This is a genomic window from Bacillus sp. CGMCC 1.60114 (assembly GCF_042676365.1).
GTDB lineage: Bacteria > Bacillota > Bacilli > Bacillales > Bacillaceae_G > Bacillus_A > Bacillus_A rhizoplanae_A.
Genome location: NZ_JBHTHG010000118.1, coordinates 191,919 through 206,656, shown reverse-complemented (window position 1 = coordinate 206,656; position 14,738 = coordinate 191,919). Strand labels below are relative to the sequence as shown.

At 35.5% G+C, this 14,738-nt stretch carries 19 protein-coding genes; 5 read left to right on the top strand and 14 right to left on the bottom strand.

Annotated elements, in window-relative coordinates; all coding sequences use genetic code 11:
* Window positions 1–65: 65 nt before the first annotated feature.
* Both ACFQZ1_RS22375 and ACFQZ1_RS22370 read right to left on the bottom strand, forming a co-directional pair.
* Window positions 66–1,754: a formate--tetrahydrofolate ligase gene (locus ACFQZ1_RS22375; RefSeq protein WP_377884951.1), complete on the bottom strand. Its 1,689-nt coding sequence runs from the start codon at window positions 1,752–1,754 to the stop codon at window positions 66–68.
* A 74-nt stretch (window positions 1,755–1,828) separates the two neighbouring features.
* Window positions 1,829–2,515, bottom strand: coding sequence for a class I SAM-dependent methyltransferase (locus ACFQZ1_RS22370; RefSeq protein WP_377884351.1), 687 nt, complete (start codon window positions 2,513–2,515; stop codon window positions 1,829–1,831).
* A 208-nt stretch (window positions 2,516–2,723) separates the two neighbouring features.
* Here ACFQZ1_RS22370 and ACFQZ1_RS22365 point away from each other — a divergent pair, with 208 nt between their 5' ends.
* Together ACFQZ1_RS22365 and ACFQZ1_RS22360 are read left to right on the top strand one after the other, a co-directional pair.
* Window positions 2,724–3,062 (top strand): permease, encoded by a 339-nt coding sequence (locus ACFQZ1_RS22365; protein ID WP_377884350.1) that lies wholly within the window; start codon window positions 2,724–2,726, stop codon window positions 3,060–3,062.
* Between the two features lie 210 nt (window positions 3,063–3,272).
* Complete coding sequence (locus ACFQZ1_RS22360) at window positions 3,273–3,800, top strand: hypothetical protein (protein ID WP_377884349.1); 528 nt, start codon at window positions 3,273–3,275, stop codon at window positions 3,798–3,800.
* Window positions 3,801–4,017: 217 nt separating this feature from the next.
* Here ACFQZ1_RS22360 and ACFQZ1_RS22355 read toward each other — a convergent pair whose 3' ends face one another.
* The 4 genes from ACFQZ1_RS22355 to ytfJ form a co-directional block, all read right to left on the bottom strand.
* Complete coding sequence (locus tag ACFQZ1_RS22355; RefSeq protein ID WP_377884949.1) at window positions 4,018–4,257, bottom strand: hypothetical protein; 240 nt, start codon at window positions 4,255–4,257, stop codon at window positions 4,018–4,020.
* 41 nt (window positions 4,258–4,298) lie between these two features.
* Window positions 4,299–4,619, bottom strand: coding sequence for a hypothetical protein (locus tag ACFQZ1_RS22350; RefSeq protein WP_377884348.1), 321 nt, complete (start codon window positions 4,617–4,619; stop codon window positions 4,299–4,301).
* Between the two features lie 51 nt (window positions 4,620–4,670).
* Window positions 4,671–5,447, bottom strand: coding sequence for an oxalate:formate antiporter (locus ACFQZ1_RS22345; RefSeq protein ID WP_377884346.1), 777 nt, complete (start codon window positions 5,445–5,447; stop codon window positions 4,671–4,673).
* 161 nt (window positions 5,448–5,608) lie between these two features.
* Window positions 5,609–6,034, bottom strand: a complete 426-nt coding sequence (gene ytfJ, locus ACFQZ1_RS22340) for a GerW family sporulation protein (protein ID WP_377884345.1) — start codon at window positions 6,032–6,034, stop codon at window positions 5,609–5,611.
* 133 nt (window positions 6,035–6,167) lie between these two features.
* Here ytfJ and ACFQZ1_RS22335 point away from each other — a divergent pair, with 133 nt between their 5' ends.
* Window positions 6,168–6,953 carry a GNAT family N-acetyltransferase gene (locus ACFQZ1_RS22335; protein ID WP_377884344.1) on the top strand — a complete coding sequence of 262 codons (786 nt, stop codon included), beginning with the start codon at window positions 6,168–6,170 and terminating at the stop codon, window positions 6,951–6,953.
* 80 nt (window positions 6,954–7,033) lie between these two features.
* Here the strand turns inward: ACFQZ1_RS22335 and ACFQZ1_RS22330 are convergent, their stop codons facing one another.
* The 6 genes from ACFQZ1_RS22330 to ACFQZ1_RS22305 form a co-directional block, all read right to left on the bottom strand.
* Window positions 7,034–7,327, bottom strand: coding sequence for an antibiotic biosynthesis monooxygenase family protein (locus ACFQZ1_RS22330; RefSeq protein WP_377884343.1), 294 nt, complete (start codon window positions 7,325–7,327; stop codon window positions 7,034–7,036).
* 64 nt (window positions 7,328–7,391) lie between these two features.
* On the bottom strand, window positions 7,392–7,940 hold the full coding sequence (locus ACFQZ1_RS22325; RefSeq protein WP_377884342.1) for a GNAT family N-acetyltransferase: 549 nt from the start codon (window positions 7,938–7,940) through the stop codon (window positions 7,392–7,394).
* A gap of 99 nt (window positions 7,941–8,039) precedes the next feature.
* Complete coding sequence (locus ACFQZ1_RS22320; RefSeq protein WP_377884340.1) at window positions 8,040–8,483, bottom strand: GNAT family N-acetyltransferase; 444 nt, start codon at window positions 8,481–8,483, stop codon at window positions 8,040–8,042.
* A gap of 22 nt (window positions 8,484–8,505) precedes the next feature.
* On the bottom strand, window positions 8,506–8,991 hold the full coding sequence (locus tag ACFQZ1_RS22315; protein WP_377884339.1) for a GNAT family N-acetyltransferase: 486 nt from the start codon (window positions 8,989–8,991) through the stop codon (window positions 8,506–8,508).
* The gene (locus tag ACFQZ1_RS22310) at window positions 8,988–9,539 is read right to left on the bottom strand and encodes a 2'-5' RNA ligase family protein (RefSeq protein WP_377884337.1); all 552 of its coding nucleotides are present in this window, start codon (window positions 9,537–9,539) and stop codon (window positions 8,988–8,990) included. The genes ACFQZ1_RS22315 and ACFQZ1_RS22310 overlap by 4 nt, the downstream gene beginning before the upstream one ends.
* A complete protein-coding gene (locus ACFQZ1_RS22305) occupies window positions 9,521–10,111 on the bottom strand; it encodes a GNAT family N-acetyltransferase (RefSeq protein WP_377884336.1) in 591 nt (196 codons plus the stop codon). Before ACFQZ1_RS22305 ends, ACFQZ1_RS22310 begins: the two co-directional genes overlap by 19 nt.
* Window positions 10,112–10,430: 319 nt before the next feature.
* Between ACFQZ1_RS22305 and ACFQZ1_RS22300 the strand changes: the two genes are divergently transcribed.
* Window positions 10,431–10,871: a GNAT family N-acetyltransferase gene (locus tag ACFQZ1_RS22300; RefSeq protein ID WP_377884335.1), complete on the top strand. Its 441-nt coding sequence runs from the start codon at window positions 10,431–10,433 to the stop codon at window positions 10,869–10,871.
* A 21-nt stretch (window positions 10,872–10,892) separates the two neighbouring features.
* Here ACFQZ1_RS22300 and ACFQZ1_RS22295 read toward each other — a convergent pair whose 3' ends face one another.
* Window positions 10,893–11,324, bottom strand: coding sequence for a GNAT family N-acetyltransferase (locus ACFQZ1_RS22295; protein WP_377884334.1), 432 nt, complete (start codon window positions 11,322–11,324; stop codon window positions 10,893–10,895).
* 129 nt (window positions 11,325–11,453) lie between these two features.
* Here ACFQZ1_RS22295 and pdxR point away from each other — a divergent pair, with 129 nt between their 5' ends.
* The gene (gene pdxR / locus ACFQZ1_RS22290; protein WP_377884333.1) at window positions 11,454–12,848 is read left to right on the top strand and encodes a MocR-like pyridoxine biosynthesis transcription factor PdxR; all 1,395 of its coding nucleotides are present in this window, start codon (window positions 11,454–11,456) and stop codon (window positions 12,846–12,848) included.
* Between the two features lie 104 nt (window positions 12,849–12,952).
* On the opposite strand, the gene ACFQZ1_RS22285 is transcribed toward pdxR, so the two are convergent.
* On the bottom strand, window positions 12,953–14,710 hold the full coding sequence (locus tag ACFQZ1_RS22285) for a SulP family inorganic anion transporter (RefSeq protein WP_377884332.1): 1,758 nt from the start codon (window positions 14,708–14,710) through the stop codon (window positions 12,953–12,955).
* Between the last annotated feature and the right edge of the window lie 28 nt (window positions 14,711–14,738).

Genomic DNA, 14,738 nt, shown 5'->3' with positions numbered 1-14,738 from the left:
TTCCATCGAAAGGCGCTGTGTGATGTACGTATAGTTTACCGATAAAAGAAAAGAAATACAACCTTTTAGAATAAACCTACTGCTTTTCCATCTTCATTTACGTCCATTTGAAGAGCAGCTGGTTTCTTTGGAAGTCCTGGCATTGTTAACATTGTTCCTGTTAACGCTACAATAAATCCAGCACCAATAGATGGTTTTAACTCACGAATTGTTACAACAAAGTCAGTTGGGCGTCCTAGTTTTGTTGCATCATCAGAAAGAGAATACTGTGTTTTTGCCATACAAATTGGCAGGTTGCCCCATCCTTCTCCCGCAAATTGTGTTAATTGTTTACGAGCTTTTGGTGCAAATTCAATGTCTTTTGCACCGTATACTTTTTGAGCAATTGTACGAATCTTTTCTTCTAATGGAAGTTCTAAATCATATAAAGGCGCGTATTTATTTTCACCTTTTTCAATTACTTTTAGTACTTTCTCTGCTAGGTCAACACCGCCTTGGCCACCTTTTTCCCATACTTCTGTTAGCGATACTTCGTAACCGCGCTCACCGCACCAATTTTGTAAGTACTCTACCTCAGCATCTGTATCTGTAATAAATTTGTTAATTGCAATAACAAATGGAACACCAAATTCTTGAATCGTTTCAACATGTTTTTGTAAGTTTTCCATACCTTTTGCTAATGCATCAACATTTTCTTCTTTTAATCCATCTTTCGGTACGCCACCGTGCATCTTAAGAGCACGAATTGTTGCAACAATAACAACTGCTTCTGGTTTAATACCCGCTGCACGCGCTTTTATATCTAAGAATTTTTCAGCACCTAAATCTGCACCAAAACCAGATTCCGTAATTACATAATCACCAAGTTTAGCCGCCATTGTCGTTGCGATTACACTGTTACAACCATGTGCAATGTTAGCAAATGGTCCACCGTGAATAATTGCCGGTGTATTTTCTAACGTTTGTACTAAATTTGGTTTTAATGCATCTTTTAATAGAAGCGTTAACGCACCTTCTACCCCTAAATCTTTTACTGTTACAGGCTCATTATCCATATTGTAAGCTACAACAATGCGAGCTAAACGTACTTTCAAGTCTTGGACATCTGTCGCTAAACAGAATACAGCCATAATTTCAGATGCGACTGTAATATCAAAACCATCTTCACGTGGTACGCCTTGTACTGGCCCACCTAAACCAATTACAACATTACGAAGTGCACGGTCATTTAAATCTACACAACGCTTCCATACGATTTTACGTGTATCGATGCGAAGCTCATTCCCTTGTTGAATATGGTTATCGATAAATGCTGCAAGCGCATTATTCGCAGTTGTAATCGCGTGAAGATCGCCTGTAAAGTGAAGGTTAATATCTTCCATCGGTACAACTTGCGAATAACCTCCGCCGGCTGCACCGCCTTTTAATCCCATAGTTGGTCCAAGAGATGGTTCACGAAGCGCGATAACTGCTTTTTTACCAATTTTATTAAACGCTTGCCCTAAACCAACTGTTACCGTTGATTTTCCTTCTCCTGCTGGAGTAGGGTTGATCGCTGTAACTAAAACAATTTTTCCATCTTCTTTTTCTTGTAAGCGCTTAAAAATATCAAGAGATAATTTCCCTTTATAATGGCCATACGGCTCTAATTCTTCTTCTAAAATGTTTAATTCCGATGCAATCTCTTGGATTTTCTTCATGCTTGCTTCTTGTGCAATTTCAATATCAGATTTTACTGTAGTAGTTGCTGTCATATTCCCTAGTCCCCCTTTAATTGTTTCTGAAAATATTGTATCAGTTTTTTGTATTTTCTGCACTTATAACTCCCCTATAAGTTACTTTTTTGAAACATAAATACCCACATAAATGTTAAGGCTTGTTGCAATTCAAGAGAAAGTTGTCCAATAATTTTTTCATTTACGCCACGCTTATAAACGCCCATTCCATCTATTAAATGAAAGCCTTGCTCCTGCGCAAGCTTTTGAAATTCCCACGGCATCATCGTATTACAAATGACATCTTTTCCATATAAACGCGGATAGCAATTTTCACGCGGTTTTGCTGTTGGTCCTAAAATGGCAATACATGCAAAACCTTCTGATGCTAATACCCGCTTTATTTCTTGCAATGCTTGAAGTGGCTCTTCCGTCCATTCTAATGAATTTACCGCTAAGACTGATGCAAACTCCTCATCTTGAAACGGTAATGAAGTAAGATCTCCCACTATGAATGATAAATTAGGACTCTCGCCACGCTCTTTTCCTTTCTCAATCATTTGCTCTGATAAGTCAATACCACAAGCTTTATAACCCGCTTTATTTAATTTGTATGTGCCATATCCATCTCCACACCCTACATCAAGAACAGTTGCTCCGTTTCGTATGTATTTTTGGAAAAACGGAATAATTGTACTACGGCTGCCACTATCCCACATTTCTTGACTATTTTGATTCCAAAAATCAGCATTATTATCCCATTTCTGCTGCGCTGTTGCATGCCAATTAAATTTTGTCATTTTTGTCCCACCTTTACATTTTACATCTATTAAAAGTCATTCTACATCATTTTACATTATTCCTGTTTATTCTTAAGAAGAGATGGATAACATAGCAACGGACTATCACTTTCTTTATTTTTTATTTGTTTGGGTATAAATAACAGGCATGTTTTTTTCTTTATAAAAAATACTAAACATACCCTAAATCGAAAGAGAGGGCTATTCATTGCAAAAGAAACGAACACATCATGTAAAAAATGGAGAAAAACTGGAAGAATATGCGGTAGAAATTACCCCTCAGCGACTTCCAATTAGACGTCGTCGTAAAGAAATTCAGAAAGAAGAAGACAGAACAGACATTGGTACAATTGTTGGGTATATCGCATTATTTCTCTCTTTATTTTCAATTGCTTTCTATCCTATTACATTTGGATCTCTTTCCATCTTAATTGGGCTTCTCGCTGTTCGTTATGAAGCAAAAACACTTGGATACACAGCTATTGGCTTTGGAGGATTTTCTCTGCTTTTCAGTTTATTATATCCTCTCTTCTTATCAGTCCTTTAAAAGGCGCTTTCTTATAAAGAACTAAAACAAAAAATATTTGCAAGCTAAAAAAGGAGTGAATCTTCACTTCTTTTTTAGCTTGCAAATCTATCACCTTCATTATTACGTTTTATAACTGAGTAAATTATTCATTCTAAACTTAGAGGATTGTCCATTTCAGATGCCATCAGGTTACATATAATTTATTAAAAAAGGAGTTGTTATAGCAGTTTGGAAAATAAACAAGGTGATGCCTCTGTTGAGTTAGACGGACAGAAAACTATCGTTGAACAGTCTATACATGAGAAGCTAAAAGTTGTAATTGTTATTAACAACCAGTTCACTAATGCACCAAATACTACACAACTAGCAAGTGGCACAGGTCGAAGCAGTGCTGAAGGAAAAGCAAAAAATGAAGGCATAGAAGGCACCCTGCACGAACCACATGAAAACCATAAAACATGCTGTGCAGAAGAAGAAATCATCATTATTATTAATAATCAGATTAATTACGCAGGAGAGAACGATTCTAATTCATCTGCTACTCAAGTAGCAAGCGGTTGTGGAACATACAGTACAAGTGGTACAAATTCGGCAATTGAAAGTTCCAATACGAAGCAACAATTTTCAGTTGGTAGTTCTAAAGATTCTATAGGATTAAACAAAAGAATGAATAGTGACCAGATAGAAGCACCTTCCAAAAGTTTCAACCCAAAACATCAACTTTCTGATGTTGGCCCTAAACTTTTCATCCCTTAAAGAATGATATGCTCATTCCCACTATTGAACTACCCCCACCTACCGCTTCGCGCTTGAGGTGGGGGTCTTCTCGCCAGATATGATAAAAAACTCACCTATCTTCTTTTCTTTTCTTTTCTTTTCTTTCTTAGAACATTGAGGTTAGAACCTACTGATACAATAAATGCATCCACTCAACAATGGTTGAATGGATGCATTTATTGTATCTCTCTGCTTTTTAACGAAATAACATCACATAACCGCAACCACTGCAATGATAAGCAGTAATTTCTTGAAATACAGGATAGTTCTCCTCATCTCGCTGTTCAATAAATACTTTTTCAAAACGATACATATTCGGGGCATACGCCCAGTCTTGTTTTGTACGAGCATATAAGGTGGACGAAAAAAATTCTTCTCCTCCGCAAATGATACAAGTCTTATTCAAATAATCTCCTCCCCAAGCCTGTCTTACCATAACTATATGAGGAAGAGTATAAAAAAAAGACCTTCTAAACATTAGAAAGTCTTTTCAGAGGAAAAGAGGAACATTCCCAATATTCCAATGGCACTATATGTCTTCTTTTTTCCTGTTTCTGTTTGAAAGGTTTGTTCTATTTTCATAAAGAATACGCCGTTTCGAACATCACTACTAACAAACTCTAGTTTCTCTTCTTTATTATCTTTTTGCTGTGTACAATTAAAACTCACTTCACTACACACAATTGAATATTCATCTTCTAAATGTTTTTGAAAGTCCGCTTCCTTCGGACAAGTTAATAATAAAATTGCTACAAATATAATACTACTAATACCTATTATTGTGAAAGTCTTCTCCATTTTATCTCCTTTCAAAAAGAAAGAAAACTTGACTCTTATCGTCAAGTTCCCTTAGTCCATTATCCACTGCCACTCTTGTTCTTTCTTATCAAAGATAAGCCATCCTGTTTTAGAACCTTCACTTTTCAAATCTTCTAAACTGTCTAAAACTTCATTTGTACTTTCATACGAACCGATGACATAAACAGGAATCTCTAAACCACGTCTTGATTCTATTTTTCCTGCTAAGTCCAAATATAAGCCATCTTCCATAAATGGCAGAAGTTCGAGAATAACCTCTTTTGAAATCGCTGGATAAATTTTTGATTTTTGAAAGAATGCAAATCGTTTTTTTCCAAATGAACCGAGTTTATAAGGAATCACTTTACTAAGCATCCCAACAAAGTCCGACATTCTTCGGTAGTATACCTTATTGTACCAACCATCATCATGAGAAAGATAAACGAATCTATTTTTCAAAAGTGGGAAAAAAGCTTTCCCGAGTGGTTCTTTTTTGTGTGCCAAATAGAGCAATTCTGCAATTTCTTTTGGCTCCAATTCATCCAAGTCATTTACATCATCAAAATCAACCCAGCAAAATTCTTCAAACTCTTCAACATCTGCTGCAATTAACTTATGTATATTCTCTTCTTCTACATATTCAAATAAAGTATGATAATGAAAATCCGTCCATTCAAAACTATGCTTTAAAAGCAGAACTTGATGAAGCGGCGAAGGAATATTGCTTGCAAATTCCTCAAACGTAATTCCAGATGTGATAAAACTATGATTGCGACGATTACCATTAATATAAATCATGTTTTTGATTTGGTCAGATCCTCCAGACAAAGCACCTAGCCACCTTCGTTTTATATGTTTCAATACTATAGGATATTTTATCATGAAAATTTTTAGAAACATAGAAAAAACTATAAAAACTATTTACATTTTCATGAGTTTTATTACATCACCGTTACAAGAAAAAATGCCTGCTTATAAACAGGCATTTTTCATGCAATTTCATCTGGATTTTGTGGGTAATGCGAACGATCCTGTTTTTTATTGTTTTGAAAGATCGACTGAATCTTATCAATTGTTTGCGGCGCAAGTTCGATTACCTTCTCTGCCAAGTGCGTTGCATTTTGCAAATGAAGGATATTTACACCATCCTTATTCACAACTAGAAAAGCCACCGGTGTAATAGAAACTCCACCCGCACTACCACCGCCAAATGCGGGATTACTTTGTACCTTTTGCACGTCATTTGTGGAAAAATCTGATCCGCCTGCACCAAAACCAAATGCTACTTTTGAAACAGTTAAAACAACACCGCCATCTGCTGTTTGAACAGGTTCACCGACGATTGTATTCACATCAACCATTTCTTTTAAATTTTCCATAGCCGCTTTCATCAGCCCTTGAATTGGATGATCCACCGTTCATAACCTCCTTTTTCATATCTTTCCTAGTTTTTCCTAAACATCGTGAACTAAACATAAATTTTATATTGATTTCCAAAATAATAAGTACTAATATTTAGAAAATACTAACAAAAGGGGATGCAGCAATATGATTCGAAAACTAACCGAACAAGACCATAAACAAGTACTTTCCTTTTTAAAGAAAGAAGCAGCATTCAATTTATTCTTAATTGGTGATATTGAGGCATTTGGATATGATCAAGATTTCCAAGAATTATGGGGACAGTTTACGATAGAAAATGAATTACAAGCTGTTCTATTGAGATTCCACGATTCCTTTATTGCCTATGCGGAGACTTCATTCCAGCCAGAAGCTTTCATTGATCAATTTACTAACCATGACTACATTAAACTCTCTGGAAAATCAGAGGTTGTAGAACAGTTTGAAAATCTTGATAATCTAAACCTTGGTAAAAAACTTCATTCATACTTTTGTGAATGTACAACCGATAAACAGTTAGTAACAGACATAAATAAAGAAGACATAAAAATGGCAACGGTTGAAGATGTAGATCATATTATGCATTTACGAAAACAAATTACAGAATTTAAGATCGCAGACAGCGCAGGTAAACTCCTTCGCCAAGCAATTGAAACAAACACCGGACGGACATATTACATAGAAGAAAACGGAGAAATTATCGCATGTGCGTCTACATCTGCTGAAAATTCATTATCCGCCATGGTTGTAGGTGTATGCACACACCAAAATCACCGTGGCAAAGGATATGCTTCGCAAATTTTAAGTAAAATGATTCAAGATTTCATCGCGGAAGGAAGAACACTTTGTTTATTTTACAACAACCCTGCAGCCGGACGAATTTATAAACGTTTAGGCTTTGAAGATATTGGAACTTGGACGATGTATCGCTAGAGTAAAACTGCCATCAGCGTAAAATATCTTCATTTCCCACTGATGGCAGCTTCATTTTATTACAATTATACTTTCTTCTCTCACGATTCCACATGTTGAAAATGCTCAACAACTGGAAACGGCTCGTAAAAATGATGCAATCGTTTTTTCCATTCTTCATACTCACTTGATTTTCGAAACCCTTCCGTATGATCTTCTAACGTCTCCCAGTTCACTAATAAAAGATATTTCCCTGTCGTTTCTATACATTTATGAAGCGTATGACCTCGGTAACCTTTCATAGAAGAAATAATGCTAGACGCCTCTTGAAAAGCATTTTCAAATTCATTTTCCAACCCGCGCTTCACTTGGAGCATCGCTGCTTCTAATATCATCGTCTCATCTCCTAACTTTTTATCTCGCTATTCGTGGGCAGTAAAACCCCCACTGATGGAAATTTCACTTTAATACATCTCGATCCCATTCTTCTCGTAATAAGCCCATTATCACAGTATCGTAGTATTCTCCATTTACATACACATCTTCACGAAGAACACCCTCCACTTGAAATCCGCACTTTTCATAGGAACGAATTGCCCTTTTATTCCCGCTCCATGTATCAAGCTGAATTTTTCTCATATTTAAATTTAAAAATAAATATTTTACAAGTGTTTGTACAGCGTCTGTTCCAAACCCTTTTCCCCAATATTCTTTATCTCCTATCGTTAAACCAATTACCGCCTTATGCGTCACCGCATCTACATCTCTATAGTCTGCTATTCCGATGCACTTTCCCTCTAACGTGTAAACAGCAAACACACATTCATCTTTTTTATTTAAATTCGATACTTGTTCAAAAAAATGGTCTAACTGTTCCATTGAAACATTTGTAAAAAATGGTGAATTTCCTGTCGCCCAGTAACTCACTTCGTCATCATTGCGCCATTTATAAAGAGAGTTCATGTTTTCTTTTGTAATAGCTCGTAATTCTACTAAATTCCCCTTCAATACATATATCCTCCTCAAATATAATCCTTTATCCCCATTCAAATGCTTTTCTATCATTATTTTTAGATTTAAAAGTGTGATTCCATGTTTCTTTCGAAATTACATACTCTCACGCTTCAAGCTCATAACAATTTGCCGCTCAATGAATCCCATCTCTTTATACAACTCTTTCGCAAAATTCCCTGCAAACACGTTCAAACGAATTTCCGAATAGCCTAGCTTATATAATTCATCAACTGCCGCTCTCATAAGTTGGCGTGAAAGGTCTTGTCCACGATAAGAAGGCAACACATACAATTCATAAATGAAACCTATTTCTTCTCCAGAAAAATAGTCTTTATTACTCCCAATTAATATCCATCCATTCAAAATATCATCCTGTTTTACAACAAGATAAAATGCTCCTTTTTCTAAAAGGGGCGCTGTAATTTCTAGTACTTTCTCTTGGCTCAACTTACTCGTTTTCATAGTCCCTTCATATAAAGACTCGGTAGCATGAGCTAGAATTTTTTCTGTATCGTTTTCAGTTGCTCTTTGTATCATAAGAACCTCTTCCTCCCTCCTACTAAACATGTAATACCATCCTTAATGTCTTGAGTATATGGCCACCAAAATCTTCTTCAAACGCATCAACCACTGCAAACCCCTTTGCATTATAAAATGCTTTCCCTTTTTTATTCTCTGATTCTACGTTAATATAAATCTTTTTCACACCTTCCAACATTGCAATTCCTGTTTGCAACAACGCCGCTCCTATACCGTTACTTTGATATTCAGGCAATAGATAAATTGCTCCTAACTCCGTTTCAGATTGATGCTTTATCGGTGAAAAATTTGCAAATCCGACAACTTTTCCGTCTACTTCTCCCACAAACAAATGTGAATATTGTAAACGATGCTTCATCATGTCATAAGAATAAGCATGCTGTAAAAACTTCTCTTGCACTGATATCGGAATAATATCTGTATATGCATCGTTCCAAGAAGTCTTGGCCACATGTTGTACAGACGGAATATCTTCTTCTTTCATTTCACGAATAACAAAGTTCATAGAGACTCCTCCAATCTATAATCTGCTAATATGTTACACTTCACACACACTCCATCTTCATATACAACTTGGATTAACTTGATACGATTTATTACTGCTCGCATCACTTCAAATCTCTCACATACATGTTGAAAAACTTGTCCTAACTTTATTTTCGTTAGTCTACTTGCTACCGTACAATGTGGAACCCATTTATCTGGTACATAATAGGAATCTGCATTATCTTGAAAACGACTAAAACATTTATGATAGTTTGTATGAAACTGTTTCAGATTTTCTGTTATCGTCGGAGCATAAAAGACTGTTCCATTTACCGGAAAACTTCCTATATGAGAAAATTCGATTTCAATAGTACTCATACACTTTGCAAACTGATGCAGCTCTCGTTTGAATATTTCGACATCTAAATATTTATAGTCTGCTAATGTAATATGTGGTTCCAGTCCCTCAATGTTGTTTATATAAGATGACAAATCACTTAATTCATCCCATTTATTTTTTATATGTGCTGCAAATATTTCATCAAACGTTACAATAACTGCGTACAAACGGCCCATCCCCTCGCTGCTTTCATTTCTTCCCATTCCTCACGGATCATCCCCATCCGAATCGAATCATAATATTCTCCATTATAATAACGGCATTTTCTCATTCTTCCCTCTAATTGCATGCCTAGCTTCTCAGCAACCTTCATCATGCGCCTATTTCCTGACCATGTTGTCAAGCCTACACGCGCAATACGCAAATGTTGGAATAAGACGTCTACATATAAACGTAATGCGTCTGTTCCATATCCACCGCTCCAATACGCCGGATTATAAATTGTAATGCCTATTTCTAACCAGCGTGATGGCTCGTGTTCCCAATAATACGTTACAACCCCAATGATTTCACCTTCATTTTCGATGATAAGCTGTGAATAGGGGTCTTTCTCGAGCTTAGAGCGAATTCTTTCCTGAAATATTGGAAACTCTTGTCTCACAAAAGGAAAATACGGTGCGTCCCACTTTTTCCATTCTGGTTTTTCTTCTTTATATATTTCTTGCCATAGCGGATATAGATCCTCGTCTTCTATCATTCTAATAACTATTTTTTCTCCTTTTATATAAAGTTGGTTCATAAATTCCTCCTATATATGCCTTCTCATCTTCCAATTACCATGTAGCAATATATTATGCAATCTGTAGTATGATCCTCTCTTATTCACCACTAAATGAACTAAAAGACAATATATTTTTTATTTATTATAATATTTTTTCTGAAAAATCAAAACAAATAGATATATTTTGTATAATATTGTAAAAATATTTTTTGGAGGTTTTCCATGTTAAGGAAAATTATGAGGGGCGGAAATTTCATGTTCAAACGAAATGGCCAAAATATATATATTAAAAAGCCAACTTTTAAAGAATTAGATTATATTCAAAAGCTCTGGCTGGATGAGAAAACAATGGAAGCTGTTGGCGGAACTCATTTTTTTAGAAGACCGCCGCCCAAGTTGGTTTGAGAAAAATGTTGAGCCGACTGATGGAAAACACTTTTACACTTTAATCTACACAAACACTGATACCCCTATAGGAGAAGTTAGCTTTGGGAGATATGATTTAAATACAAAAACTGCAGAATTTAATATCAAAATTGAATACAAACATCGTGGAAATGGATATGCAAAAGAAGCAATTTGTTTATTGTTAGAATATTACTTTGAAGGGTTTAACGGAGAGATTATGATAGATTGCATTGCAAAAAACAACATTTCTGGCCAACGAGTTTTACAAAATTTTGGATTCCGTCATATAGCAACAACAGGTGATGCTTACGTAGTACAAATGAAAAAAGAAGACTTTAAATTCATAAAACATACTCTTTGTACAAAATAAAGCAGAAGATTATCCTCTGCTTTATTTTATTTCCTTATGAAATGAATAACTCACCTTTTCATACCCTTCTCGTTCATAAAAGCGATGTGCATCTATTCTTGGAAACGCTGAAGTTAATACGACACAAGAACAGTCATTTTCTTTGCCCCATCCCTCAATATACGACAGCAATGTCTCTCCATATCCTTTTGATCGATGTGCTTCTGCTGTAACAAGATCATATATAAAGACATGTTTCTTATTATAAAAATTTGTACAAATTGCCGTTCCTGCTAAACTCACTACTTCTTCCTCACTGTTATACAAAGCAAATAGGCGATAATTTTCTTCTTTCATTCTTTCCAAAAGAGGCTGTGCTTCTTCTTGAGAAAGTGTAGGCCGCAACTGCTGTAATACTGGTAATACCCTACAAAATTCCTGTTCTGTTTTTACCTCTTGTACACATGTATTCATATTCTTTCCCTCCAATTATTTATAAAAAATTCAAAATATTTTATAATTGTTATTATAAAAATCTCATGCCCCTTTTGTAAGTGACAGTTTTATTCTTTTTTACAGGGGCAGTTTGAAAGGAAAATGCCAATGGAATTGATCATCCCATTAGATTCAGAAAGTAAGATACCACTTTACATACAAATTTATAACCATATAAAACAAGAAATCTTACAAGGAAATATTGAGGTCGGTAATCGTCTGCCATCTCACCGCAATTTATCTTTGCAGCTTGGTATAAGCCGTAATACAGTGGAATATGCATATCAACAATTGATAGCTGAAGGTTATGTTGAGAGTAAACAAAAACGAGGTTTATTTGTTGCTGCTGCAGATTACGATATGATCCAAACAACAAACAATAAACATATTGTATATGAAGGGAAACCTGTTCGAGAGAATTTACGTTATGATTTCAGTCATGGAAGCATTGATACATCCTCTTTTCCATCGTCAACTTGGAAAAAGATAACTAGTAATTGCCTCCTAGAATATGAGAATGATTTATTTACAAAAGAAGACCCACAAGGTGAGTGGCAGCTTCGCTCTGAAATCTCTCGTTATCTCTATCAAGCACGTGGTGTGCATTCTACCCCAGAACAAATTATCATCGGAGCCGGTACACAACCTCTTCTTTGGCTGCTTTTGCAATTGCTTGGGAATGAATACACATATGCAATGGAAAATCCGGGTTTTCACCGAGTAAGAGCTGTCATGCAAAGCTATGGATTACATATACAGCCCATTTCTCTAGATGAAAAAGGGATTCATATTTCTTCTTTATATAAAAGTAATGCTGATGTTGTATATGTAACACCTTCTCATCAATTTCCATATGGAATGATTATGCCGCTTTCTCGCCGAATGGAGCTGTTAAAATGGGCAAATGAAAATGATAGCTATATTATAGAAGATGATTATGACGGTGAATTTCGTTACACTGGGAAACCTATCCCTTCCTTACAAGGATTAGATACAAATGGACGTGTCATTTACATGGGAACATTTTCGAAGTCATTTTTGCCTTCACTCCGAATGAGTTATATGGTTCTTCCACAACCTTTGCTAAAAGCTTATCAACACCATGGTACCATCTTCAAACAAACTGTCTCAAAAATACAACAACTCACGTTTGCAACATTTATGAGAGAAGGTTATTGGAATCGACACTTAAATCGAATTCGCACTGTATATAAAAAGAAACATCAATTATTAGTACATACAATTCAACAAGAAATGGGCCCTCTAGTTGATATCATAGGTTCCCAGTCGGGACTTCATATTGTATTGCATGTTCATAACAGAATGAATGAACATGAGCTTATTGATAAGGCTGCTGTAAAAGGTGTGAAAGTATATCCATTATCCCTATATGATGCAGTATATGATTTACAGAAGGAATCTTACGTATTGATGGGATTTGGCGGTTTATCAGAAAACGACATTCCCTATGCCATTCAATTATTGAAGAAAGCTTGGTTTTAGGTAACATACGCAAAAAAGTGCTGTAAACGATATGTTTTATCTGTTTACAGCACTTTTTCATTTAAAGTTTTTCTATCAAGATAGAGAGAGCCTCTATTTATCTTTTATATCTCTTTTAACACTCTATCTAATGGATTCGTTGTTTGAGATTGACAGGAAAGTTGAGTACATTCACGAAAAGCGAAATGCTTACAATCTATACATTTTTTTGCATCCAAATGTTCTAGGGCATAAGTAATAGCTTCCCCTGTATGATCAAAAAAGTTCTTTTCTCCAATCTCATTGTACAATCCATTTTTCTCTAGCGTTACTTTTAACTCAGATTGAATTCCCGAAATAAGAAGTACGCCACCTTGTTTTTTAAAATGATGAACAATATTCCTAAAATAGGATTCTCCTGTTGTATCAATAAAAGGAACCTTTCCCATACGTAAAATTAATACTTTTGGTTTATAATGAATAGTTGCTAAAATGTTTTGTTCAAACGTTTGAGCAGCTCCAAAGAATAACGGACCTTCTATTGTATAAATACTAATTTGTGGACAATCATGCGTTTTATTCACCACATGCGGCAGCAATTTTTCGTTCTTTCTTGTATGATCAGGAAGCACTTTAGATATAACAAGCATGCTACTCATACGTTTTGTAAATAAAATAATAGCTAGAATAAGACCGATTTCTACAGCTGTTGTCAAACTAGTAAACACAGTAAACAAAAATGTTACAAGTAATACAAGAGAATCTCCTGTTTTCATTTTAAGGATGTGAGCAAAATGTTTTTGTTCACTCATATTCCAAGCTACTACCATTAAAATGGGCGCCATACTAGCCAGTGGAATATGTGAAGCAGATGGAGCTAACAGTAAAAGCGTTAGTAAAACAAGCACCCCATGAATAATACCTGACATAGGAGAAGTAGCCCCACTCTTAATATTAGTTGCTGTTCGGGCAATCGCTCCAGTTGCCGGAATTCCTCCAAATAACGGTGTAACAATATTAGCAATTCCTTGACCGATAAGCTCTTTGTTACTGTTATGCTTACTATTTGTCATACCATCTGCCACGACAGCGGATAAAAGAGATTCAATACTACCTAACATGGCAATAACAAATGCAGGACCAATTAACTGTTTTATACGCTCCAATGTGATTTCTGGAATATGGAACTGAGGAAGTGTATTCGGAATCGCACCATATGCTGTACCAATCGTAGGTACATGACTCGAGAAAAATACCGTTGCAATTAAAGTTGAAATAACAATACCTACTAATGAACCAGGAACTTTTGGTAAAATTTTTGGTGTTATCAATATCACAAAAAGGCAAATCAAAGCAGTTATAATACTATAAAAATTGATGGTATCAATATGGATAAAGATTTCCTTCAAATTTGCTATAAATGCCTCATGCTTTTTTATACCTGTCAGCCCCAAAAAGCCAGCAATTTGTCCCGTAAAAATAGTAACAGCAATACCTGATGTAAAACCAACTGTTACAGGACGTGGAATAAACTTAATTAAAGATCCTAGTTTAAAAATCCCCATAAGGCATAAGAGTATTCCAGCTAATAAACCCGCCAGTAGTAAATTTTCATATCCATAAGTAATTACAATGCCTAATAGAATTGGAACAAAAGCACCAGTCGGCCCTCCAATTTGATACTTCGAACCACCAAATAGCGAAGTGAGAATCCCAGCAATACATGTTGTATAAATCCCATACTCCGGTTTCACTCCAGAAGCGATAGCAAAAGACATAGCAAGTGGAATCGCAACAACCGCGACAATTGTTCCTGAAAGAAGATCCTTTTGAAAATGTCCCAATGAGTATCCTTCAAATCTTCCCGTAAATAACCCTTTCATACAAACCCTTCTTTTCTATTTTTAATAA

Coding starts and splice junctions, on each gene's coding strand:
- ACFQZ1_RS22375 (WP_377884951.1), bottom strand. CDS start 1,754: ATGACAGCAACTACTACAGTAAAATCTGATATTGAAATTGCACAAGAA.
- ACFQZ1_RS22370 (WP_377884351.1), bottom strand. CDS start 2,515: ATGACAAAATTTAATTGGCATGCAACAGCGCAGCAGAAATGGGATAAT.
- ACFQZ1_RS22355 (WP_377884949.1), bottom strand. CDS start 4,257: ATGGTAAGACAGGCTTGGGGAGGAGATTATTTGAATAAGACTTGTATC.
- ACFQZ1_RS22350 (WP_377884348.1), bottom strand. CDS start 4,619: ATGGAGAAGACTTTCACAATAATAGGTATTAGTAGTATTATATTTGTA.
- ACFQZ1_RS22335 (WP_377884344.1), top strand. CDS start 6,168: ATGATTCGAAAACTAACCGAACAAGACCATAAACAAGTACTTTCCTTT.
- ACFQZ1_RS22330 (WP_377884343.1), bottom strand. CDS start 7,327: ATGATATTAGAAGCAGCGATGCTCCAAGTGAAGCGCGGGTTGGAAAAT.
- ACFQZ1_RS22320 (WP_377884340.1), bottom strand. CDS start 8,483: ATGATACAAAGAGCAACTGAAAACGATACAGAAAAAATTCTAGCTCAT.
- ACFQZ1_RS22315 (WP_377884339.1), bottom strand. CDS start 8,991: ATGAACTTTGTTATTCGTGAAATGAAAGAAGAAGATATTCCGTCTGTA.
- ACFQZ1_RS22305 (WP_377884336.1), bottom strand. CDS start 10,111: ATGAACCAACTTTATATAAAAGGAGAAAAAATAGTTATTAGAATGATA.
- ACFQZ1_RS22300 (WP_377884335.1), top strand. CDS start 10,431: ATGAGAAAACAATGGAAGCTGTTGGCGGAACTCATTTTTTTAGAAGAC.
- ACFQZ1_RS22295 (WP_377884334.1), bottom strand. CDS start 11,324: ATGAATACATGTGTACAAGAGGTAAAAACAGAACAGGAATTTTGTAGG.
- pdxR (WP_377884333.1), top strand. CDS start 11,454: ATGGAATTGATCATCCCATTAGATTCAGAAAGTAAGATACCACTTTAC.
- ACFQZ1_RS22285 (WP_377884332.1), bottom strand. CDS start 14,710: ATGAAAGGGTTATTTACGGGAAGATTTGAAGGATACTCATTGGGACAT.